At 63.2% G+C, this 26673-nt stretch carries 28 protein-coding genes and 2 pseudogenes; 17 read left to right on the plus strand and 13 right to left on the minus strand.

Annotated features, from left to right (window positions below; all coding sequences use genetic code 11):
- The first annotated feature begins 131 nt into the window (after positions 1–131).
- Positions 132–881 carry an SDR family oxidoreductase gene (locus tag AC0L2X_RS20390; protein ID WP_473559020.1) on the plus strand — a complete coding sequence of 250 codons (750 nt, stop codon included), beginning with the start codon at positions 132–134 and terminating at the stop codon, positions 879–881.
- A gap of 68 nt (positions 882–949) precedes the next feature.
- Here the strand turns inward: AC0L2X_RS20390 and AC0L2X_RS20395 are convergent.
- Positions 950–1036: pseudogene (locus tag AC0L2X_RS20395) on the minus strand (alpha/beta fold hydrolase); the annotation flags it as partial.
- Positions 1037–1279: 243 nt separating this feature from the next.
- Between AC0L2X_RS20395 and AC0L2X_RS20400 the strand changes: the two are divergent.
- The 7 genes from AC0L2X_RS20400 (at position 1280) to AC0L2X_RS20430 (ending at position 6651) form a co-directional block, all read left to right on the plus strand.
- A complete protein-coding gene (locus AC0L2X_RS20400; protein WP_473559019.1) occupies positions 1280–1924 on the plus strand; it encodes a 50S ribosomal protein L25/general stress protein Ctc in 645 nt (214 codons plus the stop codon).
- 23 nt (positions 1925–1947) lie between these two features.
- Entirely contained in the window at positions 1948–2673 is a 726-nt protein-coding gene (gene pth / locus AC0L2X_RS20405) for an aminoacyl-tRNA hydrolase (protein ID WP_473559017.1), read from the plus strand.
- A gap of 3 nt (positions 2674–2676) precedes the next feature.
- Positions 2677–3240: a hypothetical protein gene (locus tag AC0L2X_RS20410; protein ID WP_473559015.1), complete on the plus strand. Its 564-nt coding sequence runs from the start codon at positions 2677–2679 to the stop codon at positions 3238–3240.
- A gap of 76 nt (positions 3241–3316) precedes the next feature.
- Positions 3317–4420 carry a redox-regulated ATPase YchF gene (gene ychF, locus AC0L2X_RS20415; protein ID WP_473559013.1) on the plus strand — a complete coding sequence of 368 codons (1104 nt, stop codon included), beginning with the start codon at positions 3317–3319 and terminating at the stop codon, positions 4418–4420.
- A gap of 197 nt (positions 4421–4617) precedes the next feature.
- Positions 4618–5592, plus strand: coding sequence for a magnesium/cobalt transporter CorA (corA, locus tag AC0L2X_RS20420; RefSeq protein ID WP_473559011.1), 975 nt, complete (start codon positions 4618–4620; stop codon positions 5590–5592).
- 130 nt (positions 5593–5722) lie between these two features.
- Positions 5723–6184, plus strand: a complete 462-nt coding sequence (locus AC0L2X_RS20425) for a MaoC family dehydratase (protein ID WP_473559010.1) — start codon at positions 5723–5725, stop codon at positions 6182–6184.
- Positions 6181–6651 carry a MaoC family dehydratase gene (locus tag AC0L2X_RS20430; protein ID WP_473559008.1) on the plus strand — a complete coding sequence of 157 codons (471 nt, stop codon included), beginning with the start codon at positions 6181–6183 and terminating at the stop codon, positions 6649–6651. The genes AC0L2X_RS20425 and AC0L2X_RS20430 overlap by 4 nt, the downstream gene beginning before the upstream one ends.
- Positions 6652–6697: 46 nt before the next feature.
- Here the strand turns inward: AC0L2X_RS20430 and AC0L2X_RS20435 are convergent, their stop codons facing one another.
- The 4 genes from AC0L2X_RS20435 to petA all read right to left on the minus strand — a co-directional run bounded on the left by AC0L2X_RS20435 (position 6698) and on the right by petA (position 10297).
- On the minus strand, positions 6698–7243 hold the full coding sequence (locus AC0L2X_RS20435; protein WP_473600272.1) for an adenine phosphoribosyltransferase: 546 nt from the start codon (positions 7241–7243) through the stop codon (positions 6698–6700).
- A gap of 213 nt (positions 7244–7456) precedes the next feature.
- On the minus strand, positions 7457–8329 hold the full coding sequence (locus AC0L2X_RS20440; RefSeq protein WP_473559006.1) for a cytochrome c1: 873 nt from the start codon (positions 8327–8329) through the stop codon (positions 7457–7459).
- A gap of 89 nt (positions 8330–8418) precedes the next feature.
- Positions 8419–9720, minus strand: a complete 1302-nt coding sequence (locus tag AC0L2X_RS20445; protein ID WP_352488993.1) for a cytochrome b — start codon at positions 9718–9720, stop codon at positions 8419–8421.
- Positions 9721–9736: 16 nt separating this feature from the next.
- A complete protein-coding gene (gene petA / locus AC0L2X_RS20450; RefSeq protein ID WP_352488992.1) occupies positions 9737–10297 on the minus strand; it encodes a ubiquinol-cytochrome c reductase iron-sulfur subunit in 561 nt (186 codons plus the stop codon).
- A gap of 280 nt (positions 10298–10577) precedes the next feature.
- On the opposite strand from petA, the pseudogene AC0L2X_RS20455 reads away from it, so the two are divergent.
- Positions 10578–10935 (plus strand): annotated as a pseudogene (locus AC0L2X_RS20455) (cupin domain-containing protein).
- A 27-nt stretch (positions 10936–10962) separates the two neighbouring features.
- On the opposite strand, the gene AC0L2X_RS20460 reads toward AC0L2X_RS20455, so the two are convergent.
- The 4 genes from AC0L2X_RS20460 to AC0L2X_RS20475 are packed head-to-tail and all read right to left on the minus strand — an operon-like array spanning position 10963 to position 15636.
- On the minus strand, positions 10963–11277 hold the full coding sequence (locus AC0L2X_RS20460) for a DUF6665 family protein (protein WP_473559003.1): 315 nt from the start codon (positions 11275–11277) through the stop codon (positions 10963–10965).
- Between the two features lie 20 nt (positions 11278–11297).
- A complete protein-coding gene (locus tag AC0L2X_RS20465; protein WP_473559001.1) occupies positions 11298–13181 on the minus strand; it encodes an ABC transporter ATP-binding protein in 1884 nt (627 codons plus the stop codon).
- Positions 13178–15067, minus strand: a complete 1890-nt coding sequence (locus tag AC0L2X_RS20470; protein WP_352489137.1) for an ABC transporter ATP-binding protein — start codon at positions 15065–15067, stop codon at positions 13178–13180. The genes AC0L2X_RS20465 and AC0L2X_RS20470 overlap by 4 nt, the downstream gene beginning before the upstream one ends.
- Before the next feature lie 26 nt (positions 15068–15093).
- Positions 15094–15636, minus strand: a complete 543-nt coding sequence (locus AC0L2X_RS20475) for a hypothetical protein (protein ID WP_352488987.1) — start codon at positions 15634–15636, stop codon at positions 15094–15096.
- 282 nt (positions 15637–15918) lie between these two features.
- On the opposite strand from AC0L2X_RS20475, the gene AC0L2X_RS20480 reads away from it, so the two are divergent.
- Both AC0L2X_RS20480 and soxR read left to right on the plus strand, forming a co-directional pair.
- Entirely contained in the window at positions 15919–16377 is a 459-nt protein-coding gene (locus AC0L2X_RS20480; protein ID WP_352664642.1) for a tRNA (cytidine(34)-2'-O)-methyltransferase, read from the plus strand.
- 170 nt (positions 16378–16547) lie between these two features.
- Positions 16548–16994 (plus strand): redox-sensitive transcriptional activator SoxR, encoded by a 447-nt coding sequence (gene soxR, locus AC0L2X_RS20485; protein ID WP_352488985.1) that lies wholly within the window; start codon positions 16548–16550, stop codon positions 16992–16994.
- Here the strand turns inward: soxR and AC0L2X_RS20490 are convergent.
- Positions 16991–17248, minus strand: a complete 258-nt coding sequence (locus AC0L2X_RS20490; protein WP_023679487.1) for a hypothetical protein — start codon at positions 17246–17248, stop codon at positions 16991–16993. The two genes, soxR and AC0L2X_RS20490, sit on opposite strands and share 4 nt — an antisense overlap.
- 105 nt (positions 17249–17353) lie before the next feature.
- Between AC0L2X_RS20490 and hemF the strand changes: the two genes are divergently transcribed.
- From hemF to AC0L2X_RS20505, 3 genes are all read left to right on the plus strand, one after another.
- A complete protein-coding gene (gene hemF / locus AC0L2X_RS20495; RefSeq protein WP_473558998.1) occupies positions 17354–18268 on the plus strand; it encodes an oxygen-dependent coproporphyrinogen oxidase in 915 nt (304 codons plus the stop codon).
- Between the two features lie 257 nt (positions 18269–18525).
- The gene (locus AC0L2X_RS20500; RefSeq protein WP_473558996.1) at positions 18526–18786 is read left to right on the plus strand and encodes a DUF1344 domain-containing protein; all 261 of its coding nucleotides are present in this window, start codon (positions 18526–18528) and stop codon (positions 18784–18786) included.
- Positions 18787–19058: 272 nt separating this feature from the next.
- Entirely contained in the window at positions 19059–19244 is a 186-nt protein-coding gene (locus AC0L2X_RS20505; RefSeq protein WP_023679490.1) for a DUF1059 domain-containing protein, read from the plus strand.
- Positions 19245–19247: 3 nt separating this feature from the next.
- Here the strand turns inward: AC0L2X_RS20505 and AC0L2X_RS20510 are convergent, their stop codons facing one another.
- From AC0L2X_RS20510 to AC0L2X_RS20520, 3 genes are read right to left on the minus strand one after another with little or no spacing between them, the layout of a single operon-like run.
- Positions 19248–20516 carry a CCA tRNA nucleotidyltransferase gene (locus tag AC0L2X_RS20510; RefSeq protein WP_473558994.1) on the minus strand — a complete coding sequence of 423 codons (1269 nt, stop codon included), beginning with the start codon at positions 20514–20516 and terminating at the stop codon, positions 19248–19250.
- Positions 20513–21145, minus strand: a complete 633-nt coding sequence (locus AC0L2X_RS20515) for a CoA pyrophosphatase (RefSeq protein ID WP_473558993.1) — start codon at positions 21143–21145, stop codon at positions 20513–20515. Before AC0L2X_RS20515 ends, AC0L2X_RS20510 begins: the two co-directional genes overlap by 4 nt.
- Positions 21146–21158: 13 nt before the next feature.
- Positions 21159–21788: a DUF1285 domain-containing protein gene (locus tag AC0L2X_RS20520; protein ID WP_473559135.1), complete on the minus strand. Its 630-nt coding sequence runs from the start codon at positions 21786–21788 to the stop codon at positions 21159–21161.
- Positions 21789–21933: 145 nt separating this feature from the next.
- Here AC0L2X_RS20520 and AC0L2X_RS20525 point away from each other — a divergent pair, with 145 nt between their 5' ends.
- The 3 genes from AC0L2X_RS20525 to AC0L2X_RS20535 are packed head-to-tail and all read left to right on the plus strand — an operon-like array spanning position 21934 to position 26671.
- A complete protein-coding gene (locus tag AC0L2X_RS20525) occupies positions 21934–22938 on the plus strand; it encodes an AAA family ATPase (RefSeq protein ID WP_473558992.1) in 1005 nt (334 codons plus the stop codon).
- Entirely contained in the window at positions 22938–23852 is a 915-nt protein-coding gene (locus AC0L2X_RS20530) for a DUF58 domain-containing protein (RefSeq protein WP_473558990.1), read from the plus strand. The genes AC0L2X_RS20525 and AC0L2X_RS20530 overlap by 1 nt, the downstream gene beginning before the upstream one ends.
- Positions 23849–26671 (plus strand): DUF4159 domain-containing protein, encoded by a 2823-nt coding sequence (locus AC0L2X_RS20535; RefSeq protein WP_473558988.1) that lies wholly within the window; start codon positions 23849–23851, stop codon positions 26669–26671. The genes AC0L2X_RS20530 and AC0L2X_RS20535 overlap by 4 nt, the downstream gene beginning before the upstream one ends.
- Positions 26672–26673 lie beyond the last annotated feature (2 nt).

Raw genomic sequence — 26673 nt, forward strand, 5'->3', positions numbered from 1 at the left:
GGGGTGAAAAGCCTGTTAGAGAGGGTCCACCCCTGAAGGCAAAATTTTGGTCAGCAACGCCTTCAAGTTGAACATACCGGGCTCAGCCCTGATGCTTCGCAGCGCTCCGCGCCAGGAAAGGCAATTCGCTGATGTCCAGACTAAAAGGCAAGGCCGCATTGATTACCGGCGGCACCAGCGGCATCGGCCTGGTGACGGCGCGACGTTTCATCGAGGAAGGTGCGCGCGTCGCTATCACCGGAACCAATGCGAGCCGTCTCGAGGAGGCGCGCACCATCCTCGGCAGTGATGTGCTTGTCATTGCCGCCGACGCCGGAGATGCTGCTGCCCAGAACGACATAGCGCGGCGGATCGAGGAAACCTTCGGCAAGCTCGACGCTCTCTTCCTCAATGCCGGTATCGCCGACCTGCGCCCGCTTGGCGACTGGACCGAGGCCGCGTTTGACAGGAGCATCGATGTCGACCTCAAGGGGCCGTATTTCCTGGTCAAGGCGCTCGTTCCGCTGTTTTCGAACCCGTCCTCGATCATCCTCAGCGGCTCGGTCAACGCACATATGGGAATGGCTGGAACGCACGTCTATGCGCTGGCCAAGGCCGGCATGATTTCGCTCGCCCGGACGCTCTCGGGCGAACTGATAGAACGCGGTATTCGCGCCAATGTGATCAGCCCGGGTCCGATCGACACGCCGCTCAACGATAAACTTGGGCTGGACCCCGAAGCGGCGAAGGCGCGCGCGAAAACTGTGGTCGGCCTGGTGCCTGCCCGTCGTTTCGGAACCGCCGAGGAAATTGCCAACGCAGTGGTCTTTCTTGCTTCGGACGAATGCCCGTTCATGGTCGGTGCGGAAATGCTGATCGATGGCGGCTTGAGCATCGCCTGACATCGGCACAACCTGACACAAGAACACCCGCCAGATGGCGGGTGTTTTTTGTTACGTTCTGAAAGGCCTTACGCCCTGAAGAAGGCCAGCAGGTCGGCGTTGATGGCATCGGCATGGGTGGTCGCCATGCCATGGGGCAAACCCTTGTAGACCTGCCTGCCATGACTGCCAGCCATGACTTGCACCCTTTCCCGCCTTCGGCTATAGAGCCGCCACCCGCGTAGACACCCTTGGAGGCAACGCGGCGGAAGGCTGCCTTCCCTTGTGATCCCGAACAAAGGTCCGCTTGCTTATGCGGCTGCCGGCTTTCGGATATGCAGGCCCGGTGGCTTTCGACGTTTACGGCCCCGGCACTTTGCCGGCCGCGAACGCTCCAGAACAACGCGAAAGGAAATGCCATGAGCCACGATACTTACGAGCTCAAGGCCGAAGCGCGCGAACAGGTCGGTAAGGGGTCCGCCCGTGCAGTTCGCCGCAACGGTAAAGTGCCTGCAGTGATTTACGGCGACAAGCAGCCTCCCCTGGCGATTGCGCTGACCTACAAGGACATCTACTACAAGATCCATGGCGGCGGGTTTCTGACCACGGTCGCCACGATCGATGTCGACGGCAACAAGATCCAGGTTCTGCCCAAGGATTTCCAGCTCGACCCGGTCAAGGATTTCCCTGTCCATGTCGATTTCCTGCGCATCGGCAAGGATACCGAAGTCAACGTCGATGTGCCCGTGCACTTCATCAATGAAGACAAGTCGCCCGGCATCAAGCGCGGCGGCGTGCTCAACATCGTGCGCCACGAGGTCGAGTTCCACTGCCCGGCCAATGCGATCCCGGATTTCATCACCATCGATCTCACCGGCACGGATATCGGCGATTCGATCCACATTTCGGCCGTCACCTTGCCGGTCGGCGTCAAGCCGGTGATCTCCGACCGCGACTTCACCATCGCGACCATTGCCGGCTCCTCGGCGATGAAGCCGGAGGCCGCGGAAGAGACGACTGAAGCGGCTGCGCCCGAAGCGGCTCCTGCCGCCGAAGAGAAGTAACTCCTTCCCGCCCGGAGGCGACGATGCTTGTCTTTGCAGGCCTCGGCAATCCGGGCGCGAAATACGCCAACAACCGGCACAATGTCGGCTTCATGGCGGCGGACGCGATCGCCCGCCGCCATTCCTTTTCGCCCTGGTCGAAGAAATTCCAGGGTCTGATCGCCGAAGGCACGCTTGCCGGCGAAAAGGTGATCCTGATCAAGCCGCAGACCTTCATGAACCTGTCCGGCCAGTCGATCGGCGAAGCCTTGCGCTTCTACAAGCTCGGCCCTTCGGCGCTGACTGTCTTCTATGACGAGATCGACCTTGCCGCCGGCAAGGTGCGGGTCAAGGTCGGTGGCGGTTCCGGCGGCCACAACGGTATCCGCTCGCTCGACCAGCACGTCGGCAAGGATTTTCGCCGTGTGCGCATCGGCGTCGGCCACCCCGGCGTGAAGGAAATGGTGCATGGCCATGTGCTCGGCGATTTCGCCAAGGCAGACCGCGAATGGCTGGACGTGCTGCTCGACGCAATCGCCGACGGTGCCGGATTGCTTGCCAAGGGCGATGACAATTCGTTCATGAACCGCGTGACGCTGGCCCTGCGCGACAAGCTCACGCCGACGGGCGACGACGATCGCCCGCCGCCCAAGGCGCCAAAGGCGCAAAGCCACGTCCGCCAGGCGCGGCCACAGCAGCCGGCGGCCAAGCTGCCCGAAACCGGCCCGATGGCGGCCATGCTGAAGAAGCTTTTTGGCGGCAAGGACTGAGCCATGGATCTGGATGACGTTCAGGAATTGGTCCGCCTCATCAGACAGAAGTATGTTGATTATTTCGTCGCTGCTGCCGGCGAACTTGCTCGCAACAGCCAAGGGTCGCATGCAACCGAGATCAAGTTTTCGAATGTCGATTCGTTCTATCGAAATCTCATCGCGATTGATTTCGTCGGCAATGACGGACAGCCAAATCCGCAATTCATCAACAGCGAAACCTATGTGAAATTCTCTCCGGATATTCACGCCGGGATTGGTGGAGTGGATGTCCTCGTCTCACCGTTCAAGTGGGACGAGGTTCATTTCAAATTCCCCGTAAATGAGCTCGACGGCGATCTCTTCGACGAATGGTTTCGCGGCTGGTTCGATATCGATGGCGAGCGTGAAACATCGGAGACCGTCGGAAACATCATTCACAGTGTGCAATTGCTCGACGGGCAACTGACCATTGATTTCGGAACCGCCGAGGTCGACGCGTTCTGGCATCTCCTGCAAATACTGAGCACGTCCGGCGTTCGTTCGTTGGCGATAGGCACCGATGACATCGCGCAGCGTCTGAATTGAATTGCGCCTTGACGATCATCGGCGCTTTCGCCCATAGCCCTGATCAAATTTCGATTTCCCGATAGGACCAGACAAAATGGGTTTCAAATGCGGCATCGTTGGCTTGCCCAATGTCGGCAAGTCGACGCTCTTCAATGCGTTGACCAGGACGGCGGCGGCGCAGGCCGCCAATTATCCGTTCTGCACCATCGAACCGAATACCGGCGAGGTGGCGGTGCCCGACCCGCGCCTGCAGAAGATCGCCGCGATCGGCAAGTCGAAGGAGATCATCCCAACCCGCATCTCGTTCGTCGACATTGCCGGCCTGGTGCGTGGCGCCTCGAAAGGCGAAGGGCTTGGCAACCAATTCCTCGCCAACATCCGTGAGGTCGACGCCATCGTCCATGTGCTGCGCTGCTTCGAGGATGACGACATCACCCATGTCGAGGGCCGCATCGATCCTGTCGCCGATGCCGAGACCGTCGAGACCGAATTGATGCTTGCCGACCTCGACAGCCTCGAGCGCCGCATCGTGCAGATCCGCAAGCGTGCCGCCGGCAAGGACAAGGAAGCAGCGACCGTACTTCCGATGATGGAAGCGGCGCTTGAACTGCTGCAGGACGGCAAGCCCGCCCGTATCCTGCTCAACGGCATCTCGGCCGAGGACCTGCGCATCCTGCAGGGGCTGAACCTGTTGACGTCTCACCCCGTGCTCTATGTCTGCAACGTCGCGGAAGCCGATGCCGCTACCGGCAACGCGCATACCAGGGCGGTCGAGAAGATGGCCGCCGCGCAAGGCGCCCGCACCGTCGTGATTTCAGCGGCGATCGAAGCCGAGGTCGCCCAGCTCTCGGACGAAGAGGAGATGGAATTCCTCTCCTCGCTTGGGCTCGACGAGCCGGGCCTGAACAAGGTCATCCGCGCCGGCTACGAGCTGCTGCAGCTCATTACCTATTTTACCGTCGGGCCGAAGGAGACACGCGCCTGGACCGTTCACAAGGGTGCCAAGGCGCCGCAGGCGGCAGGCGTCATCCACACCGATTTCGAGCGCGGCTTCATCCGCGCCCAGACCATCGCCTATGACGACTTCGTCAGGCTGGGCGGCGAAGTGGCGGCCAAGGAGGCCGGCAAGGCGCGCGACGAAGGCAAGGAGTATGTCGTCCAGGACGGTGACATCATGCTGTTCAAGTTCAACACCTGACCCGGCGAGGGAGCCCAGTGGCGACCATTGCCGTCGCTCGATGTCGCAGTGCCTCTTGCGCTGCTTGACGGGCCGTCGTGCGGGGTCTAAGGGGCCTCTGCACCGGCCTCGCGCCTCACCTGCCCGTGTCCGTGCGACCCGACTGACGCGCCCCCTCCAAACGAACGCTCTTTGGCAACAGCAAGGGAGACCCGGCGATGATCAAGGCCTTCGTCGTCGACAATGATCGCCTGCGCCTGGTCGACGATCTCCTGCAAAACAGCGACACTGTCGTCTGGGTCGACCTCTTCAACCCGACAAAGGAAGAAGAGACGACAATCGAGACCTGGCTCGGCATCGCCGTTCCGACCCGCGAAGAGATGGAAGAGATCGAGATCTCGAGCCGTCTCTACGTCGAGGACGGCGCCTACTTCATGACCGCCATTCTGCCTGCCCAGACCGAGGTTGACGATCCGTTGATGTCGCCGGTTACCTTCGTGCTCGCCGGCAGCAGGCTGATCACCGTGCGGTACCACGAACCGAAGGCGTTCAAGACCTTTCCGCTGCGCGCCGAGAAGGTGGCGACCGGCTGCACCAGCGGCGACACCATCCTGATCGGACTGCTGGAGGCGATCGTCGACCGCCTCGCCGACATTCTGGAGCGCGCCGGCCGCGACGTCGAGGTGATCTCGCGCGACATCTTCGAGGCACGCTCGACCAAGGTTTCCAAGCGCAACCGCGACTTCCAGGAGCTGTTGAAAGGCATTGGCCGCAAGGAGGACCTCGCCTCCTCGATCCGCGACAGCCTGATCTCGCTGCAGCGCCTTGCCGGCTTCCTCGCCCATGCCTCCACGCAGACCAGGATGAGCAAGGATACCCGCGCCCGCATCAAGACCTTGTCGCGCGACGTGCTGTCGCTCGCCGACCACGCCACGTTCCTGTCACAGAAGATCAGCTTCCTGCTCGACGCGACGCTCGGCATGATCTCGATCGAGCAGAACGCCATCATCAAGATCTTCTCCGTCGCCGCTGTCATCTTCCTGCCGCCGACGCTTGTCGCTTCGATCTACGGCATGAATTTCGACGTCATCCCCGAGCTCAAATGGCACTTTGGGTATCCCTTCGCCATCGGCATGATGGTGCTTTCGGCAATCCTGCCCTTCTGGTATTTCCGCCGCCGCGGCTGGCTGTAGGGTCATCAATAGCTCCGCTGCGGCTTGGGCGCAGCGGACTGGCGCAGTAGAAATTGCTTGACCAAATGCCGCCCTGCCTGCATCCGGGACCCGGACCCGCGATCGTACAATCATGAACCGGATTTCCATCATGACCGCAAAGACCTGGGCTTATGAGGATTTTGTCGAGGGCGCTTCGCTCGATCTCGGCACCAAGCTGGTAAGTGCCGCCGAAATCATCGAATTCGCCGGCGAGTTCGACGCCCAGCCGATGCATCTCGACGAGGCCGCGGGCAAGGCCAGCATCCTCGGCGGGCTGGCGGCTTCGGGCTGGCACACCTGCGCCATGTTCATGCGCATGCTGTGCGATGCCTTCCTGCTTGACTCGACCTCGCAGGGCGCGCCAGGCGTCGACCAGGTCAAATGGAAACGGCCAGTCCTGGCCGGCGACCTGTTGAGCGGCAGCACCACCGTCCTTGCCAAGCGTTTATCCAGATCGAAGCCCCGGCTTGGCCTGGTTACCATGCGCAGCGAGTTGTTCAACCAGCGCGGCGAAGATGTTTTCGAGCTCGAAAACACCGTCATGTTCCTCACCCGCGAGGGCAGTGCGTGAGCCTCGACGAATTCTTCTGCATCGGTATCACCGTCACGCTCGGTTCGCATCGATTCGAACCGGAGGCGATCAAGGCGTTCGCCCGCAAATACGACCCGCAGATATTCCATATCGACGAAGAGGCGGCGAGGAACAGCATATTCGGCGGGCTCTGTGCCTCGGGCTGGCACACCGCCGCCACCTGGATGAAACTGAACCTCGAGGCTGGCATGGAGGCAGAGGTCGCCCGCTGGCCCGGCCCTGGGCCGGTGCCGGAATTCGGCCCCTCGCCCGGCTTCAAGAACCTCAAATGGCCCAAACCTGTCTATGCCGGGGAAACCGTGACTTTCGCCCGCACCGCGCTGGCCCATCGCCCCATTGCCTCGCGACCGGGCTGGCGGCTGCTGACGCTTCGCTCGGAAGCTTTCGATTCGACGGGCGACAAGGTCATCGAATTCGAAAGTGCCGTGCTGGTGAAGGTGGGGTGAGCGGAGTTCTTCCCTTCTTCCACAGAACGGGAGAAGGAAGAAACGCTCAATGCCCCTCAAACCCGATCAGCGTCCTCACCGGTACGCCGAGCGCCTCTAACCTCTCTCGGCCGCCAAGGTCCGGCAGGTCGATGACAAAGCAGGCGGCGACGATATCGGCGCCGATCTGCCGCAATAGCTTGACGGCCGCCTCGGCCGTGCCGCCGGTGGCGATCAAATCGTCGACGAGGATTACCCTCTCGCCCGGAGAAACACCGTCCTTGTGCATCTCCATCTCGTCCAGCCCGTATTCCAGGCTGTAGGCGACGCGCACCGTCTCGTAAGGCAGCTTGCCCTTCTTGCGGATCGGCACGAAGCCGGCCGAGAGCTGGTGGGCGATGGCGCCGCCGAGGATGAAGCCGCGCGCCTCGATGCCGGCGATCTTCTCGATCTTGAGGCCGGCATAGGGATGCACCAGTTCGTCGATGGCGCGGCGGAAGGCCCGCGCATTGCCGAGCAGCGTGGTCATGTCGCGAAACAGGATGCCCGGCTTAGGATAATCCGGAATGGTGCGGATCGCGGCAAGCAGCGTCTCTTCGAGCGAGGACTTCATCAGGCGGCTCTCCGGGCCATTCAGATTCGGCTGAAGACGTGAAGGGAATTGGCCAATCGTAACCCGGTGCAGCTAAGTCCGGCTACCGCCATGTGACGCCTGACGGAAAATTGTCCGGCAAAGGGCCTGCTCTGCGCCGGCAGCGATGAATCGACATGCCTGCAATGAAAAGGGCGCCTTTCGACGCCCTCGCATTCTCGTATATCGCAGGGTTCAGTGCAGCACGCCGGCCCACACCTTGCGCTTGGTCAGGTAGACCAGCGCACCGAACAGCAACAGGAAGACCAGTACGCGAAAGCCGGTCTTCTTGCGATCCTCGAGGTGTGGCTCGGCCGCCCACATCAGGAAGGCCGACACGTCGCGCGAATACTGGTCGACCGTCTGCGGCGCGCCGTCATCATAGGTAACCTGGCCGTCGGAGAGCGGCTTCGGCATCTTCAGCGACACGCCGGACAGGAAGTACGGATTGTAGTGCGTGCCTTCCGGTATGACCATGCCCGCCGGCGGCTGCTGGTCGTAGCCGGTCAGCAGCGAGTGGATGTAGTCGGGGCCGCCCTGGGCATACTGGGTAAAGATATCGAAGACGAAGCGCGGGAAGCCGCGTTCGACGCCGCGCGCCTTGGCCAACAATGACATGTCGGGCGGCGCAGCGCCGCCATTTGCCGCCGCTGCCGCTTCGACATTAGGGAATGGTGCCGGGAAATGGTCGGACGGCTTGCCGGGACGGTCGAACATGTCGCCGGCATCGTTCGGGCCGTCATGGATCGTATATTCGGCCGCCAGCGTCTTGATCTGCGCGTCCGAATAGCCAAGGCCTTCCAGCGTACGGAACGCCACCAAATTCATCGAATGGCAGGCCGAGCAGACTTCCTTGTAGACCTTCAGCCCGCGCTGCAGCTGGGCCTTGTCGTAGGTGCCGAATGGCCCGGCGAAGCTCCAGTCCATTTCCTTCGGTTCGTGTATCGGGAAATGCGTCGGCGCCGCCTCATTGTGCGCCTCTTCCTGGGCGCTGGCTCCAGTGCCTGCGGCCCCGATGCCCGCGGCCACAAGGCCAAGCAGCGCCAGCGAGGTGAGAATCTTCTTCATGCCAAATCCCCTTGAGATTCTCTGACGCGCTGTCACCGTCTCGAGCATGACCTTGTCCGAGTACCGGTTTCCACTTTTCGCAATCATGCTCAGCCCTTGGTTTCCGGCGCGGCCGTGGCGCCGGCAGGATGTCCACCGCCGCCCTTGTTCTTCTCGAGCACTGCCTCGGTGATCGAATTCGGCAGCCGCCGCGGCTTTTCGATCAGCCCGAGCACCGGGAGCGCTACCAGGAAGAAGGCGAAGTAGAACAGCGTCGCCATCTGCGCCATGAACACATAGCTGCCCTCGGCCGGCTGCGAGCCCAGCCAGCCCAGCAGGATGGAGTCGGCTACGAACAGCCAGAAGAACAGCTTGTACCAGGGCCGGTAGACCGCCGAGCGCACCTTTGAGGTGTCGAGCCACGGCACCAGGAACAGCATGACGATCGCCCCGAAAAGGCAGAGCACGCCGCCGAGTTTGGAGTTGATCGGCCCGATATTGAAGGTGATGGCGCGCAGGATCGCGTAGAACGGCAGGAAGTACCATTCCGGCACAATGTGGGCCGGCGTCTTCAGCGGGTTGGCCACGGTGTAATTGTCCGGATGGCCGAGATAGTTCGGCAGGTAGAACACGAAATAGGCGAAGACGAACAGGAACACGATCATGCCGAACCCATCCTTGATGGTCGCGTAAGGCGTGAAGGCGAGCGTGTCGGTCTTCGATTTGACCTCGATGCCGGTCGGATTGTTCTGGCCGACGACGTGGAGCGCCCAGATGTGCAGCACGACCACGCCGGCGATCATGAACGGCAAAAGGTAATGCAGCGCAAAGAAGCGGTTCAGCGTCGGATTGTCGACCGCGAAGCCGCCGAGCAGAAGCTGCTGGATCCAGTCACCAACCAGCGGTATGGCGGTGAAGAAGCCGGTGATGACGGTAGCGCCCCAGAACGACATCTGTCCCCAAGGCAGCACATAGCCCATGAACCCGGTCGCCATCATCAGCAGGTAGATGATGCAGCCGAGGATCCACAGCAGCTCGCGCGGCGCCTTATAGGAGCCGTAGTAGAGTCCGCGGAAAATATGGATGTAGACGGCGATGAAGAAGAACGACGCGCCGTTCGAATGCATGTAGCGCAGCAGCCAGCCGGAATTCACGTCGCGCATGATCTTCTCGACCGAATCGAAGGCGAGGGTGCTGTCGGCTGCGTAGTGCATGGCCAGCACGATACCGGTCAGGATCTGCGCCGCCAGCATAAGCGCGAGGATGCCGCCGAAGGTCCAGGCATAGTTTAGATTGCGCGGCACCGGATAGGCGATGAAGCTGTCATAGACCAGCCGCGGCAGCGGCATGCGCGAATCGAACCAGCGTCCGATGCCGGTCTTGGGCGTATAGGTCGAGTGTCCCTCGCTCATGGAAATATCCCCTGCCTCAGCCGATACGGATCTTGGTGTCGGAAACGAATTGGAACACCGGTACTGCCATGTTCTCCGGCGCCGGACCCTTCCGGATGCGGCCGGCAGTATCGTATACGGAACCGTGGCATGGGCAGAACCAGCCGCCGAAATCGCCTTCCTGGCCGAGCGGGATGCAGCCAAGATGGGTGCAGACCTGTACCATCACCATCCAGGCTTCCTTGCCCGGCGTGGTTCGGTTGGCATCGGTTGCCGGCGCGTCGGCCGGCAGGTTGGCATTGCGGGCGATTGGATCCTTGAGCTCGGCGAGATTGACCGCCTCGGCTTCCTTCATCTCTTTTTCGGTGCGGTTGCGCACGACAACCGGCTTGCCGCGCCACTTCACGACGAGCGACATTCCCGGCGTCAGCGAGGAGACGTCGACCTCGACCGAGGCGAGCGCCAGTGTCGAGGCATCCGGACGCATCTGGTCGATGAACGGCCAGGCGACGGCGCCCGCGCCGACCACCGCGGCCATGCCGGTGGCAACGTAGAGAAAATCACGACGGTTGGGATCCTGGGTGTCGGTTGCGCTCACGGGTGCCTGATCCTTTCGCCTCTTCCGTGCCGGCGGCCGAGCCTTGTTCCCGCTCAATCGCGCCGGCCCGACAGCGCATGGCGAACAGGCTAGCGAATTCCTCCGGCATTTGGGACTTGGGTTTATGCGTGAAGCCTGTTTTTGTCCAGACGGGTGAAGGCACAAGGGCAGATTGTCGCGGGGACGTAATTCGCACGGCGGAATGATTGGAAAACAGCAGCAAAACCAAATGGCTGCGTTCGCCTCGACAGCTGGCACTGGCCCGGTTTATCCTCGGCCTATGGCGCATGTCATAGACCGCGACAAAATGGGCCGACGCGCCCGACCGCTGGCCCGATCACTGGCAGGGCGAGCTGCAAGGCGGAGCTTACGGCTCGAACAGCTGTCTGATCTTCAACTACCTGCCCGAAATCGGCGGCGGCCCCAGGCTGCACAGCCATCCCTATTGCGAGATTTTTATCGTCCGGACCGGGACCGGTCTGTTCACCCTCGGCGACCGGCAGATCGAGGCCACAGCCGGCCAGATCCTGATCGTGCCGCCGAACACGCCGCACAAATTCACCAATCTCGGGCCAGGCCCGCTGGAAACCACCGACATACACGAGAACGGCAGCTTCATCACCGAGTGGCTGGAATAACGCCTCCCGAACCAATTCCGGTTCGGATCATGCGCTGGCACCGAGCCTGGCCAGCACGGCCTTGGGAATGTTGTATTCCCGGATCACCGCGTCGTGCTTGCGCAGGCCGCAGAGTTCGCGCTGGATGAAATAGCCGTGCACCGCTTCGGCTGCGTCCTTGAGCAGCCGGGCTCGATCGTCGCTGTCGCAATTCTCGCGCAGCCTCGTCAGTGTTTCCTCGACGCGCCGGCCGGCGCGGCCGAGCGCGGCCGCCTTCTCGCCGAGGATTTCATGGCCAAGCAGGTCCAACGCGCTCTCCTGCGCGCCGGCCCGTCCGAAATTCGATGGCATTCTCACCGCCATGGTCTACTCCGCTTGTAAAACTACTCCGCCGGCCGGGTCTCGGCCAGCGCGCTCTCCTCGTTGAACAGGAAGCCGCCGGACTGCCGCCTCCACAGCCTGGCATAGAGCCCGTCGAGCCCGACCAGCTCGTCATGCGTGCCTTGCTCGACGATGCGGCCTTCGTCGAGCACCACCAGCCGGTCGAGTGCCGCAATGGTCGACAGCCGATGGGCGATGGCGATGACCGTCTTGCCTTCCATCAGCCTTGCCAGATTCTCCTGGATCGCCGCCTCGATGTCGGAATCGAGCGCCGAGGTCGCCTCATCGAGCACCAGGATCGGTGCATCCTTGAGGAAGACGCGGGCGATCGCCACGCGCTGGCGCTGACCGCCGGAGAGCTTGACGCCGCGCTCGCCGACATAGGCCTCGTAGCCAATACGATCGCGATTGTCGCGCAGCCCGAGGATGAACTCGTGCGCCTCGGCCTTCTCCGCTGCCGCAACCACCTCGGCGTCGGTCGCTGCCGGCATGCCGAGCTTGATATTGTCGCGCAGCGAGCGGTGGAACAGTGCCGTATCCTGGCTGACGACGCCGATATTGGCGCGCAGCGAATTCTGCGTGACCCGGGAGACGTCCTGCCCGTCAATGGTGATCTTGCCGCTCTCGAGGTCGTAGAGGCGCAGGATCAGATTGACCAAGGTCGTCTTGCCGGCGCCGGACGGGCCGACCAGGCCGACCTTTTCGCCCGGCCGCACGACGAGGTCGATGCCGTTAAGCACGCCGGACCCCTTGCCGTAGTGGAACTCGACATTGCTGACGTCGATGCGCCCGCCGCCGACGACAAGCTCTTTCGCGTCCGGCGCATCGGTCAGACCGAGCGGCTGCGAGATCAGCGCCTTGGAGTTTTCCAGCACGCCGAGGTTTCGCAATATGCCGTTTAGCTGCATCATCAGCCGGCCGAGCAGCATGTTCAGCCGCAGCACCAAAGACAGCGTGAAGGCCACGGCACCGACCGTGATCGAGCCCTCGACCCAAAGATAAACGGCAAAGCAGGCGATCGCCGTGATCATGACGCCCGACAGCATCGTCAGCGCCATGCGCACGCCTGTCAGCCGGCGGGTGAACGGGCGCAGCGCGTCGAGATAGATGTCGAAGCCGTTCCTGATGTAGCGGTCGTCGCCATCGGCCGAGAACAGTTTCAACGTCTGCACGTTCGAATAGGAATCGACAAGGCGGCCGGTGATCATCGAGCCGGCTTCGGCTGTGGCTTCGGCATGCTTGCGGATCGCCGGCACATAGCGCCTGGCCAGCAAGCCGAAGGCGGTAATCCAGATCACCACCAGCATCGCTAGCCGGAGATCAAGCCCGGCGACCAGCGCCAGCGTCGTCACCGTATACACGACCATGAACCAGACGACCTCGATGAAGCTTTCCATCAGATCGCCGGTCGCCTGTCCCGCCTGCCAGACCTTGGTCGCGATACGTCCGGCAAAGTCGTTCTGGAAGAAGGCGTAGGATTGGCGCGAGACATGGCGATGCGCCTGCCAGCGCACCAGATTATAGAAACCCGGCGTGATCGTCTGCTCGTCGACCAGCGCCGACAGGCTGACGACGATGGTGCGGATGACCAGCACCACCGCGATCATGAAGACAAGTTCCGGGCCGGCGGCAGTCCACAGCGCGTGCCAGCTGCGTTCGCCGGGAAGCTGATCGAGGATGTCGACCAGCCGCCCGACGAAATAGAACAGTCCGGCTTCGACCAGCGGCGCGATGCCGCCGATCACCAGCATTGCGAAGAAGGCAATCTTCGCCTGCCCGACATAATGCCAGAGGAAACCCCTGACTCCGGCAGGTGGCCGAAGGTCCGCGGGCTCCCGGAATGGATAGACCCAGTTCTCGAACCAGCGGTAGATGGCAGTCATCATTCGGCGGCTTCACCCTTGGCGATTGCATCGTTGGCGGCTGCATCGTTGGCAGAGGGGCCGTCGTCGAGCAGGAATCCGCCCGACTGGCGGTGCCAGAGTTGGGCGTAGAGCCCGCTTTTGGCAACGAGTTCCTCATGCGAACCTTCCTCGACGACGCGGCCCTTGTCCAAGACGACGAGCCGGTCCATGGCCGCGATCGTCGACAGCCGGTGGGCAATGGCGATGACGGTCTTGCCTTGCATCAGCTTGTAGAGATTCTCCTGGATGGCCGCCTCGGCCTCGGAATCGAGGGCGGAGGTCGCCTCGTCGAGGATGAGGATCGGCGCGTCCTTCAGCATGACACGGGCTATGGCGATGCGTTGCCGCTGGCCGCCGGACAATTTGACGCCGCGATCGCCGACATGCGCGTCGAAACCCTTGCGGCCGTTCGAATCCGACAAGCCGGCAATGAAATCCAGCGCCTCGGCGCGCCGCGCCGCCTCGATCAGCATCTCGTTGCTGGCGTCCGGCCGGCCATAGAGGATATTTTCGCGTACCGAGCGATGCAGCAGCGAGGTGTCCTGCGTTACCATGCCGATCTGGGCGCGGAGCGAGTCCTGCGTCACCGCCGCGATGTCCTGGCCGTCGATCAGGACCTTGCCGCTTTCGAGGTCGTAGAAGCGCAACAGAAGGTTGACCAGCGTCGACTTGCCGGCACCCGAACGGCCGACGATGCCGACCTTCTCGCCCGGCTTCACCGTCAGCGACAGGCTTTCGATCACGCCCTTCTGCTTGCCGTAGTGGAAGCGGATGTCCTCAAAACGGATCTCTCCCTTGGTCACGGCAATATCCTTGGCGCCAGGCCGGTCTTCGACGAGGCGCGGCAGCGAGATCGAGGCGATGCCGTCCTGCACCGTGCCGATATTCTCGAACAGCGTGGACATCTCCCACATGATCCATTGCGACATGCCCCAGAGTCGCAGCACGAGGCCGATGACCAGGGCGACGGCTCCGATCGTCACGGCTTGGCCGAGCCACAGCCATAGCGAGATTGCGGTGACCGAAAACAACAGCAGCGAATTCAGGACGTAGAGCAGGCCGTAGAGCTGCGTCACCAACCGCATCGATCGGTAAACCGTGTCGAGAAAGCCGGCCATACCGTCCTTGGCGAAGGATGCCTCGCGCCGCGCATGCGAGAACAGCTTGACCGTCTGGATGTTGGAGTAGCTGTCGACGACACGGCCGGTCATGGTTGAGCGCGCATTGGCCTGCTCCTCGCCGACCTTGCCCAGCCGCGGGATGAAATAGCGCAACAGCAGGACATATCCGGCAAGCCAGACGGCAAGCGGCGCGGCCAGCCGCCAGTCTGCCGAGCCGACGATGAACAGCATGCCGAGAAAATAGACGACGATATAATTGAGCACGTCGATGAGCTTGATGACGCACTCGCGCACCGCGAGCGCCGTCTGCATCAGCTTGGTCGCGATGCGCCCGGCAAACTCGTCCTGATAGAAGCTCATCGACTGCTTGAGCAGGTATCGATGCACCTGCCAGCGGATACGCATCGGATAGTTGCCCATCAGCGTCTGCTGGTTGAGCAGCGAATGGAACCAGACCGTTGCCGGCAGCGCGAAAACCACGATGAAGGCCATGCCGGCCAGCTTCAAGCCTTCGGTCTGCAGGAACGTCTCGCGATTCTGTCCGGACAGCCAGTCGACGATCCGGCCCATGAAGCCGAACATCCACACCTCGGCAAGGGCGATGGCCGTCACCAGCACCGCATCGAGAGCGATGTAGGGCCACGCGCCGCGCGTATAATGCACGCAAAAGGCGATCAGTGTCCGCGGCGGCTCGACCGGCTCCTTGGTAGGGAACGGATCGAGCCTTTTTTCAAACCAGCTAAACATAGTGATGCTCACAGTACTGTTTCCGCTCACGCGGCACGAGAACGGACGAGGTGCCCAGACCGCATGGCGCCAAGGACCGGCGATACGGAATCGTCCGCCTCGCCGGTCCTGCTTCGCGCTATATAGGTTGTCGCGGGCCTTTCGCCGACAGTCTCGTTTGACGATGCTGACGACGTTTTGACGATCCGGATTTTCGCGCCGGTTTTTGCACCAGGCCGGATCAGCCTGATGATCCGGCGCACCAGCGACGGCCGGCTATAGTCCGGAACGGCGCGCGAGAAATCGACGTCCGGCAGCATGCCGCGATGCGGACGCCGGCGGGTCTCGGCGTGAACCGCCGACGAGTAGGTCTCGCCGATCAAAAGCGCCCAGGTCGCAGTCTTGCGCTCGTGCAGGCTTCTTGAGCCGGGTATTCTACAGGGATCGAACATCGGTCCGTCCTCCAGTTGAAGATGCAGGTAGAAGGGTGAACCAACCCAGGTCGCGGGCATGCGCGGCACGGCAAAGGTGGCATCGGTCGAAGCGTGTTCAGGTGGGGCGTTCAGCCCCTTCCACAGCTTGAAAAACATCGCAGGATTCCTTCAAGGGCCGAAAAGGTTTCGGCGGGAATCGGTGCGATTGAAGTCTAAAAGGTCAGGAGAATCGTCGTACCGAAACCGCCGTCGGGCTGGTAAGCCCACGAGAGGGGTGGTGGATGTGCATGGCCATCATGAATTACCCCTCCATCGGTTCGGGTTGACAATGCTGGCCGTATAACCGACTTCGCAGAAAATGACCACCCGCCAGTCCAGGAATTTCCAAAACCGCGAGAGCTCTGTGGCTGATCTGCCACTTATTAGAAAGACGCGGAAATGAACGACCGTCTCCGCATCGCGCTCTACCAACCTGATATCGCCGGCAATACCGGGACTATCCTGCGCTTCGCCGCTTGCCTCGGTCTCGGCGTCGACATTGTCGAACCGGCGGGCTTCCCGCTCAGTGACCGGGCGCTGAAACGGGCCGGCATGGACTACCTCGAAATGGCGGCGCTCACCCGGCATGTCGACTGGCACGCCTTCGAGGACTGGCGCAAGCTTGCCAAGCGGCGGCTGGTGCTGCTGTCGACCAAAGCAGCTGTCGCCTACACGGATTTCGTCTTTGCCGGCGACGACATTCTCCTGTTCGGCCGCGAATCCGCAGGCGTGCCGGATGCCGTCCACGAGGCGGCGGATGCACGCCTGACCATTCCGATGCAGCCCGGCGCGCGCAGCATCAACGTCGCGCTTTCCGTTGCGATGGTGGCGGGCGAAGCGATCCGGCAGCTTCGCTAGGATGTGTACGCAATCGCCGGCCGCAGCGACCAAGGCGTCGTCCTCACGCAACACTGCGTCCTCTCCGGTCATTCTCATCCAGACGCACATCGCCTTCTCCTGCCGTTTGCATCTTCGAGGCTTCTTCGCTACAAGCTCAACTTAACTTGAGGTCAAGCGGAAAATCGGAGATGGCTGCGGCAACGGAATTAACAGTCGGCCAGGTGGCGATGCGCAGCGGCGTGGCGGTGTCGGCGCTGCATTTCTACGAAGCGCGCGGGCTGATCCGCAGCCACCGCACATCAGGCAACCAGCGGCGTTACGGCCGCGACGTGCTGCGGCGGGTGGCGATCATCAAGGTAGCGCAGGAGGTCGGCATTTCGCTGGCCGAGATCGGCAGAGCCCTTCGATCATTGCCCGAAGGCCGAACGCCGACGCGCGAGGATTGGAACCTGCTTTCGACGGCTTGGCGCGACGAGCTCGACCAGAAGATCAGTCAGCTCAAGAAGCTGCGCGACGGGCTGACCGACTGCATCGGCTGCGGCTGCATGTCGATCGACAAATGTCCGCTGAGGAATAAGGACGACAGGCTGAGCATCCGGGGGCCGGGAGCGAGACGCTTGCTGATCGAGCGTTAATCCGCCGCCGGCAGCCGCCTGATTGTAAATTCGATGACGTCGCCCGGCCGCTCGAACCAGCTCTCGATCTCGGTCCAATAGGCCTGCTTGGGAAAGCGCTCGAACCATTCCTTCGCCTTGAGACGAGCGTCGGAGCGCGGCAGCACGAAGGTCTCGCGCAGGAATCCGTCGCGCGGCATGCGCGCGTTCTCAGCGCGCGAACGGTCGAGCCTCTTCTTCAGGCCATCCAGCGGCGGTCTTGCCGGGGTGCGCACGAAAGAACTCCATTCACACTTGACCCTTGCACCTAAGAGATTAGGGATCGCGGCCGGAAAAGACGAGTCATTTGTCGGGGTACGCCCCGCAACCGGAGACAGGATTTGCAACGACCCGAGATACCGGCGGGGCTGCCAGCCGACATCGAACAGAAGAAGATGAAGGCACGGCTGTGGTTCGAGACGTTGCGCGAGCGCATCTGCGCCAGCTTCGAGCAGATCGAGCAGGACCTGCAGGGGCCGCAGGCCAGCTGGTCGCCCGGTCGCTTCGAAAAGACGCCGTGGCAACGCGATGCCGGCAAGGGCGGCGGCGGTACCATGTCGATGATGCACGGCCGCGTCTTCGAGAAGGTCGGCGTCCACACCTCGACCGTCCATGGCGAGTTCTCGCCCGAATTCAGGAAGCAGATGCCGGGCGCCGAAGAGGACCCGTCCTTCTGGGCGAGCGGCATTTCGCTGATCGCCCATCCGTGGAACCCCAACGTGCCGGCCGTGCATATGAACACGCGCATGGTCGTCACCTCGCGCCAGTGGTTCGGCGGCGGCGCCGACCTGACACCGGTGCTCGACCGCCGCCGCAGCCAGGACGACCCCGACACGATCGCCTTCCACAGGGCGATGCAATTTGCCTGCGAGAAGAACGCGGCGATCGCCGACTACGCGAAATTCAAGGCCTGGTGCGACGAGTACTTCTATCTGCCGCACCGCGACGAGCCACGCGGTACCGGCGGTATCTTCTTCGACTGGCTGCATTCGGGCGAGGACAAAGGCGGCTGGGACGCCGATTTCAACTTCGTCCAGGACGTCGGGCGATCTTTTCTCGTCGTCTACGGACATCTGGTGCGCGCCAACTTCAATGACAACTGGACCGATGGCGACCGTGACGAGCAGCTCATCCGCCGCGGCCGCTATGTCGAATTCAACTTGCTTCACGATCGCGGCACCATCTTCGGGCTGAAGACCGGCGGCAATGTCGCCTCGATCCTGTCCAGCCTGCCGCCTGAGGTGAAATGGCCGTAAAATCTCGGTGAGCATGATGTGAGCCGCAATCGGGTCTAAATCCCCAGAATTTGACGGCAAATGTGGCGCAAGGCGCGCCAGAAAATATCTTTTTCGTCTAATATTCTATTGAAAAGATTGGGCTATTTGTCGCGTCGGGCCGGGAAACGCCGGCGGTCCTTTACTCCCGAGAGCCGCGACCCGACGTGACCGGACGGCCCATGATTGAATGGGGCACCTTCCCAAGCGGGTGCCCGCATTTTCCAGGAGAGCATGCCATGCGCAAGCTTATTATGACCGCAGCCGCCGCTGCCGTTCTCGCCTCTGGTACTGCCGCACTCGCTGCGGTCAAGCACACCACCGGCACGATCAAAAGCTTTGATGGAACGGCAATGAGCCTGGTTCTGGATAACGGAGCCACCTTTACGTTGCCCCAGACCTTCAAGGATCCTGGCCTGAAGGTCGGCGAAAAGGTCCGCGTCACGTGGGATATGAGCGGCAAGGACAAAATTGCCGAGGCAGTCAAGATCGTGAAGTGATGTCCTGCCCGCCGGAGGTCTTGCCTCCGGGGTAGCGCAAGAGGGCGGAGCAGCGCTGCTCCGCCTTTTTCGCAATCCGTACCCCTTGAGCACTGCGTGTCGGCTTGCACGCGCGGCGTAGGGCAACCAAAACCGTTCGATCGTGTTATGCTTAGCTGGCCAGCGTGTAACCCGGATACCGGACCCGGTTTCCGGATCGCGCAATCAAAGGTCTGGAGCTTCCGTGTCATTGCGCGGCGCGACGCTCCAAGGAGGAGATGAGGAGAAGCCAAATGAAGGAATTCCATTGCGGGTCGCTCGTACCCGGCTGCGAGTGGCACACACGCGCCGAGGAGGAGGCTGAGGTCATGCGTCGTGCCGTCGAGCATCTGCGCGAGACGCATGGCGAGACGGTGATCCGCGAGACGATGATCGAGGCGATCCGCTCGCGCATCGAAAAGGTCCGCGACGCAGCGTGACGGTCAGGATTCGAGTGCCTCCGCGGCGCGCTTGAGCAGCGCGCCGCGATCAAGCGCAAAACCGGACTCGACCCATTCCTTTTCGAGATTCTTCAACGTTGCACCAAGCTTCGGCCCCGGTGATGCGCCAAGCGTCGTCAGATCGGCGCCCTTGACCGGAAAAACAGGGTTTTGCCATTTTGCAGCGAAGGCAAGCAGGCGCGAGAAGCCGCCGGCTTCGAGCAGTGCGTCATTGTCTTCGACCGCGCGGGCTCGAGCGGAAGCGAGCAACAGCCGCAACCGATCGACAAAGCCTTGGCGGTCGCCAAAATAGAGCCTTTTCGCCAACTCTCCTTCGGTTGTTTTCGGATCGACGGCCGCCGTGATCGCCCAATTCCGCAGCCGGCTTGCCTCGCTCACGGAAAGCCTCAATCTCTCGGCAAGCGTTTTCATGCGCGCGGCATCCGGCGGCACGATGGCTTCCAGCCTGAGCAGCGGGTCCGGCGCCCAGGCCAGATCCTTCTCGGTCTTGGTCAGCCCGTGAATGGCATCGATGCCCCATTTCTCGCTTTCCGGCAAAACGGCGGTCAGAACGCCGGCCTGGCGCATCCACAGCAGCGCCCGCGACGGATCTGGCGCTGACAGCAATTTCTTCAATTCCCACCAGACGCGCTCGACCGAGAGCTGGTCGAGCCCCTGCTTCAGCCTGGCACAAGCCTTCAATCCTTCGGCATCCGGCCTGCCGTCGCCATACCAGGCGAAGAAACGGAAGAAACGCAGGATGCGCAGATAATCCTCGCGGATACGCGCTTCCGGATCGCCGATGAAGCGCAGCCGCCGCGCTTCGATATCGGCGATACCGCCGACCAGATCGACGACCGTTCCATCGGCTTCGGCATAGAGTGCATTGATGGTGAAATCGCGCCGCTCAGCGTCGGCTTTCCAGTCGCGGCCGAACGACACTTTGGCGCGCCGGCCGTCGGTTTCGATATCGGCACGCAGCGTGGTGACCTCATAGGCCTTGCCGTGGGCGACCGCGGTGACGGTGCCATGCTCGATGCCGGTCGGCACCGTCTTGAAGCCCGCCGCCTCGGCGCGCCGGATGGTTTCCTCGGGCACCGTCGTGGTGGCGATGTCGATGTCGGCGACCGGCTGGCCGATGAGCGCGTTGCGCACCGCACCGCCGGCGACACGCGCCTCCTCGCCGCCGTCGGTGAGCGCGGCGAGCAGGCGCTGCAGGTGGCTTTCGCCGAGCCAGCCGGCCTTGCCAGCAATCGACACCGGATTGCTCACGAATAGAGCCTTTCATAAAGCGTTCGGATGATGCCCGCGGTGACGCCCCAGATGCGCTGGCCGCCATAGGGCATCTCGTAATAGAACCATTCGAGGTCGTTCCACATGCGACTGTCCCTGCTGTGGTTGGCGGGGTCCATCAGAAAGCCCAGCGGCACCTCGAAGACGGCATCGACCTCGTCGGGATTCAGTGTCAGGCCGAAACCGGGCCGCACAATCCCGAGCACCGGGGCGATGCGATAGCCGCTGCCGGAGACGTAGTCCGGCAGACGGCCGATGACCTCGATGTGATCCCTATCGAGACCGATCTCCTCGAATGTCTCGCGCAACGCCGCCGCTTCCGGACTCGCATCGGTTGGATCGATGGTTCCACCGGGAAAAGCCACCTGCCCCGAATGGTTGCGCAGCTTTTCCGCCCGCCTGGTCAAAAGGACCGTGGCTTCATGGCCATGATCGACGACCGGGATCAGCACGGCGGCATCGCGCAGCGCCTTGGCTAGCTTCAGCCTGGGATGGCCCGGATTGAAGCGGTGGTCGCCAAAATCGTCGCCGGCATGCGCCAACGGCTGCGCCGCCACGCGCTGGCGAAACTCGGCAGCGGAAAACGGCAGCGGCGTCACCTGATCCATCATAGGCGGTCCATCATGCGCTCAGCCGTTTCAGTTTCTCAGCCGGCATGATTGGATAGACCTCGCCCTTGGAACGGACGGCAAACATCGTCTTGCCACCGATGTCGATCTCTTCGCCGTGCTCGACCAGCTCGTACATCACCGGCCGCGCCACCAGCGCCTCCAGCCGCCCGCGCACCAGCACATAGGGCTTCAGGCCACCTGTCTCGTCCTCATCGACGAAGCGCAACGGGTGCCCCGCCCCAGCCTCGACCAAGTCCCCGACATTGGTGCGAAAGGTTATGATTTGTCCGTCGCCTGCGCCCGACACGTCCATCTCGACGGCAATAAAGGGCGCGTCGGCGACGCGGATGCCGACCTTTTCCACCGGCGTCACCAGGTAGGTCCTGCCGTCCTCGTCCTTACGCAGCACCGAGGAGAAAAGCTGCACCAGCGGCATCCGGCCGATCGGCGTTCCCAGGTAGAACCAGGTGCCGTCCTGCTTGATTTCCATGTCGAGATCGCCACAGAACGCCGGATTCCAGCGTTCCACCGGCGCCGGCCCCTTGCCGGCGCGCGTCGCACGCGAGACCAGCGCTTCCAGCCCGCGCGCCTCGGTCGCGGCCGTCAGGCTCTCTTCACGATGGTCGGCGGCTTCCGTCATGGTCACGAAATAGTCACTGTTGTTCCGCTTGTCAGCCTAAGTCTGTGATTTAAGTTCATTGCAGGCGCCATGCGAGGCCGAATCGCGGCATTCTCTGCGGCACCAAGGTGCCAAGCGGTGTTTCCAACAGAAGGATCGATGCTGCATGAGCGTTATGATCAAGGAAAGCCCGATCAGCGAAAAGGACATGGTGGCGCAGGCCGAGAAAGCGCTGGCCGACATTTCGAGGGTCCGTGACGGCGTCGGGCGGGTCATTTTCGGCCAGGAAAGCGTCGTCGAGCGCACGCTCGTCGCATTGCTGGCCGGCGGCCACGCACTGCTGGTCGGCGTGCCCGGCCTAGCCAAGACCAAGCTGGTCGAAACGCTGGGCATCGTGCTCGGCCTCGATTCGCGTCGCATCCAGTTCACGCCCGACCTAATGCCGTCCGACATTCTCGGCTCAGAGGTGATGGAGCAGGATGAATTCGGCAAGCGTTCGTTCCGCTTCATTTCCGGGCCGATCTTCGCGCAATTGCTGATGGCCGACGAGATCAACCGCGCCTCGCCGCGTACCCAGTCGGCGCTGCTGCAGGCGATGCAGGAATACCACGTCACCATTGCCGGCGTGCGCCATGACCTGCCGTCACCGTTCCACGTTCTCGCGACGCAGAACCCGCTGGAGCAGGAAGGCACCTATCCGCTGCCCGAGGCACAGCTCGACCGTTTCCTGATGCAGGTCGACATCCTCTACCCCGAGATCGAGGCGGAGCGCCGCATCCTGCTGGAGACCACAGGTATCGAGGATGCCAAGGCCGAAAACGTGCTGCAGCCGGCGCGACTGAAGGACATCCAGACGCTCATCCGCCGCATGCCGGTACCGGAAAGCGTCGTCGAGGCGATCCTGAAGCTGGTACGCTCGGCGCGTCCTGGCCAGGGCAATGCCGATACCGACAAGCACGTCGCCTGGGGCCCAGGCCCGCGCGCCAGTCAGGCGCTGACGCTGTGCGCCCGCGCCCGCGCCCTCTATGACGGCCGACTGGCGCCGTCGGTCGACGACGTCCGGGCGCTGGCCGAGCCGGTGCTGCAGCACCGCATGGCGCTGACGTTCGCCGCCCGCGCCGAGGGTACCACGGTTCGCGATGTTGTGGCGAAGCTCGCGAAAGGGATTTGATGGCGCGCATCGGTGAAGCGCAGGCACCGGCAGCGACGCGCGATGCGCTCGCCAGAGGCCGGTTGCGGGCTTCGTTGGTGCCGGACCTGCTGGTCGAGGCGCGCCGCATCGTCAACACGGTAATTGCCGGCTGGCATGGCCGCCGCAAGCGCGGCATCGGCGAGAATTTCTGGCAGTTCCGGCCCTATGTCGAAGGCGATTCCTCGCGCATTGACTGGCGCCGTTCCGCTCGCGACGACCACACCTATGTCCGCGACCGTGAATGGGAGGCCGCCCATACGGTGTGGCTGTGGGCCGACCCCTCGCCTTCCATGCTCTACAAATCGACCGGAGCCAGCGTTTCCAAGGAATCGCGCGCCCTGGTGCTGGCGCTGGCCATGGCCGAGCTTTTGTCGCGCAGCGGCGAGCGCATTGCCTGGCCGGGCCTGACTGACCCATTCACCGCCCGCAATGGCGCCGAGCGCATCGCTGCGCAACTGATGCACGCCGCCGACCTGCCGGCAAAGCCCGACCTGTCCGGCATTCGCCGCTTCTGCGACATCGTCCTCGTCAGCGATTTCCTCGACCCGGTCGAGGACACCATAGCCTGGCTGGACGTGCTCGCCCGCCACGGCGTGCGCGCCCATCTGATCGAGGTCGCCGATCCGGCCGAGGAAAGCTTCCCCTATGCCGGGCGCACCGAATTCACCGATCCTGAGACCGGCGACAAGCTGACCGCCGGCCGTGCCGAAATGCTGGGCGAGGAATATCGCCTGCTTTATGCCGCCCGCCGCCAGGAACTGGCCGCCTGGTGCAAACGGCTTGGCTGGAGCTTTACCGTCAATCATACCGATCGCCTTGCCTCCGAGGCGCTGGTGCGCATCCACATGGCCATGACCGCCGAGGGCAGCTTTGCCGGGAGGGCCCGCGCATGAGTTGGCTGCCGCTCTCTTTCGGGGCGCCGATGGTGCTGTGGGGCCTGCTGGCGCTGCCGGTGATCTGGTGGCTTCTGCGGCTGACCCCGCCCAGGCCGCAAACTGAGGTGTTTCCGCCGCTCAGGATTCTCGCCCGCGTGCTGAGGCGCGAAGAAACGCCGCAGCAGAGCCCTTGGTGGCTGACGCTGCTCAGGCTGCTGATGGCCGCGCTTGTCGTGGCGGCACTTGCCGAACCCGTCTTCAACCCGCGCGAAAAGCTGCCGGCCGAGGGCGCCGCCTTGGCGCTGGTGATCGACAATGACTGGGCAAGTGCCGCCGACTGGGGCAAGCGCGTCGCCACCGCCGAGCGGCTGATCGCCGATGCCAATTCGAACGGCGTGCCGGTGCTCATCGCTTTCACCGCCGAGAAGCCGAATGCCGAGATCGGTCCCTTCGATGCCGCTGCCGCGCTCGACCGGCTGCGCGCGGCAAAGCCGCGGCCGATCCCGACCGACCGCCCCGCCGTCTACGCCCGCGTCGCGTCAGCCTTGGAGTCGCTGCCGGGCGCCAGCGTCGCGGTGCTCGCCGATGGCTTGGCGGCGCAAGGCGACGAAGCCGCGTTCAACACGTTGTTGTCAAAGAACGCGGCACGCGTCGTCTGGGCCGTCTCCGACCGGCTGTCGCTGACCGGCCTGACCGGCGCCGACAATCAGGTCGACGGCTTCGCCCTGACCGCCATCCGCGCACCGGGCGATCCGGCACCTGCACAGGTGACCGCCGGCGCCTTTGACGACAAGGGCCGCCGCATTGCCGACGCGACGCTGACCTTCGCCCCGGGCGGAACCACCGCCACCGGCACGATGGCGGTGCCGTTCGAACTGCGTAACGACTTCGCCTACATCGCGCTCGATGGGGAGCGCCAGGCCGGTGCCGTCCGCGTGCTCGATGAGAGCTCAAAACGCCGCCGCGTCGGGCTGCTTTCGCAGTCCGAGGCCGATCAGGCGCAACCGCTGCTGTCGCCGCTCTACTACATTCGCCGCGCCCTGCAGCCCTTCGCCGATCTCGTCGAGCCGTCGAGCGTCGATCTCGCCGACGCCATCCCGCAACTGCTCGACCAGAAGCCGGCAATGATCGTCATGGCGGATGTCGGCACCATTCCGGAACAGGCGCGGCAAAGGCTGGTCGACTGGGTCGACAAGGGCGGCACGCTGGTGCGTTTTGCCGGTTCGCGGCTGGCCGCTGCCGGCAATGACGACGACCTGCTGCCGGTCCGGCTGCGCACCGGCGAGCGATCGCTTGGCGGCGCGCTGTCATGGACGGCGCCGCAGCCGGTCACCGAATTCCCGAAAACCGGCCCCTTCGCCGACCTCGCGCCGCCCACCGAGGTCACCGTCACCAGGCAGGTGCTGGGCGAACCGACGCCCGACATCGTCGAGCGCACCTGGGCCACGCTTGCCGACGGCACGCCGTTGGTGACCGGGATGAAGAAGGACAAGGGCACCCTCGTGCTGTTCCACGTCACCCCCGAGGCGACGTGGTCCAACCTGCCGATCTCCGGCAGCTTCGTCGAGATGCTGCGGCGCATCGTGCAATTGTCGCGCAACCAGGGCGCGGCTGTCGCCAATGCCGAGGCCGCCGCCACGTCGCTGGCACCTTATCGCATGATCGCCGCCGACGGCACGCTGGTGCCGCCGACGCCGGATGCCAGGCCGCTGGTGCCCGGCGCCGGCCCGCTGCCGGTGACGCTGGAAAACCCGCCCGGCCTCTACGGCTCCGAGACGGGAGTGTTCGCTCACAATCTGCTCGGTGGCGACAGCGCATTCACGCCGCTGGCCCGGCCTGAAATCACGGTACCGGTCACCACCATCCAGTATGCCTTCGACGAGCAGCGCAACCTCAAAGGTCCGCTGGTCACGGCGGCCCTGGTGCTGATGGTGCTCGACACGCTTGCCGTATTCTGGATGGGCGGCCTGTTGTCGCGCCGGCCGCGCCGTGCCGGCGCTGCGGCGACGGCAGCCGTCCTGCTGATTGCGCTCGGCGGCCTGATTGGCCACGCGGACGTCGCGCGTGCCGACGACGCCAAACCGGGAGATACGGAGGCGATCGGGGACATTTCAAAGACCCGGATCGCCTACGTGCTGACCGGCGAGCCGGGTGTCGATTCGATCAGCCGCGCCGGGCTCGAAGGCCTGACCCGCTTCCTCATAGAAAAAACCGCGCTCGAACCCGGAGCACCGGCCGGCGTCGACATCTCGAAGGACGAACTTTCCTTCTATCCACTGATCTACTGGCCGATCGATCCCTCGGCCCCGATGCCGAGCGAGGCCGCTATCGCCCGCATCGACGCCTACATGCAGCAGGGCGGAACGGTCTTGTTCGACACCCGCGACCAGTTCGCCAATGGCATTGGTGCGGATTCGACCAGCCCGGCGACGGAGCGGCTGCGTGACATCCTCGGCAACCTCAACGTGCCACCGCTGGAACCGGTGCCGTCGGACCACGTGCTGACCAAATCCTTCTACATCCTTCCGGAGTTTCCCGGCCGTTTTGCCGGCAGCCCGCTTTGGGTCGAGGCATCGCTTGAAGCCAGCAACACCGAGAACCGCCCGGTGCGCACCGGCGACGGCGTTTCGCCAATCATGATCACCGCCAATGATTTCGCCGGCGCTTGGGCCGTCGACGAGAATGGCGACCCGCTATTGCCGACCGTGCCATCGGATCCGATGCAGCGCATCTATGCGCTGCGCGCCGGCGTCAACATCATGATGTACATGCTGACCGGCAACTACAAATCCGATCAGGTGCACGTCCCGGTGCTGCTCGAACGGCTGGGGCAATAGAC

It is taken from the genome of Mesorhizobium sp. WSM4828, from assembly GCF_055811175.1.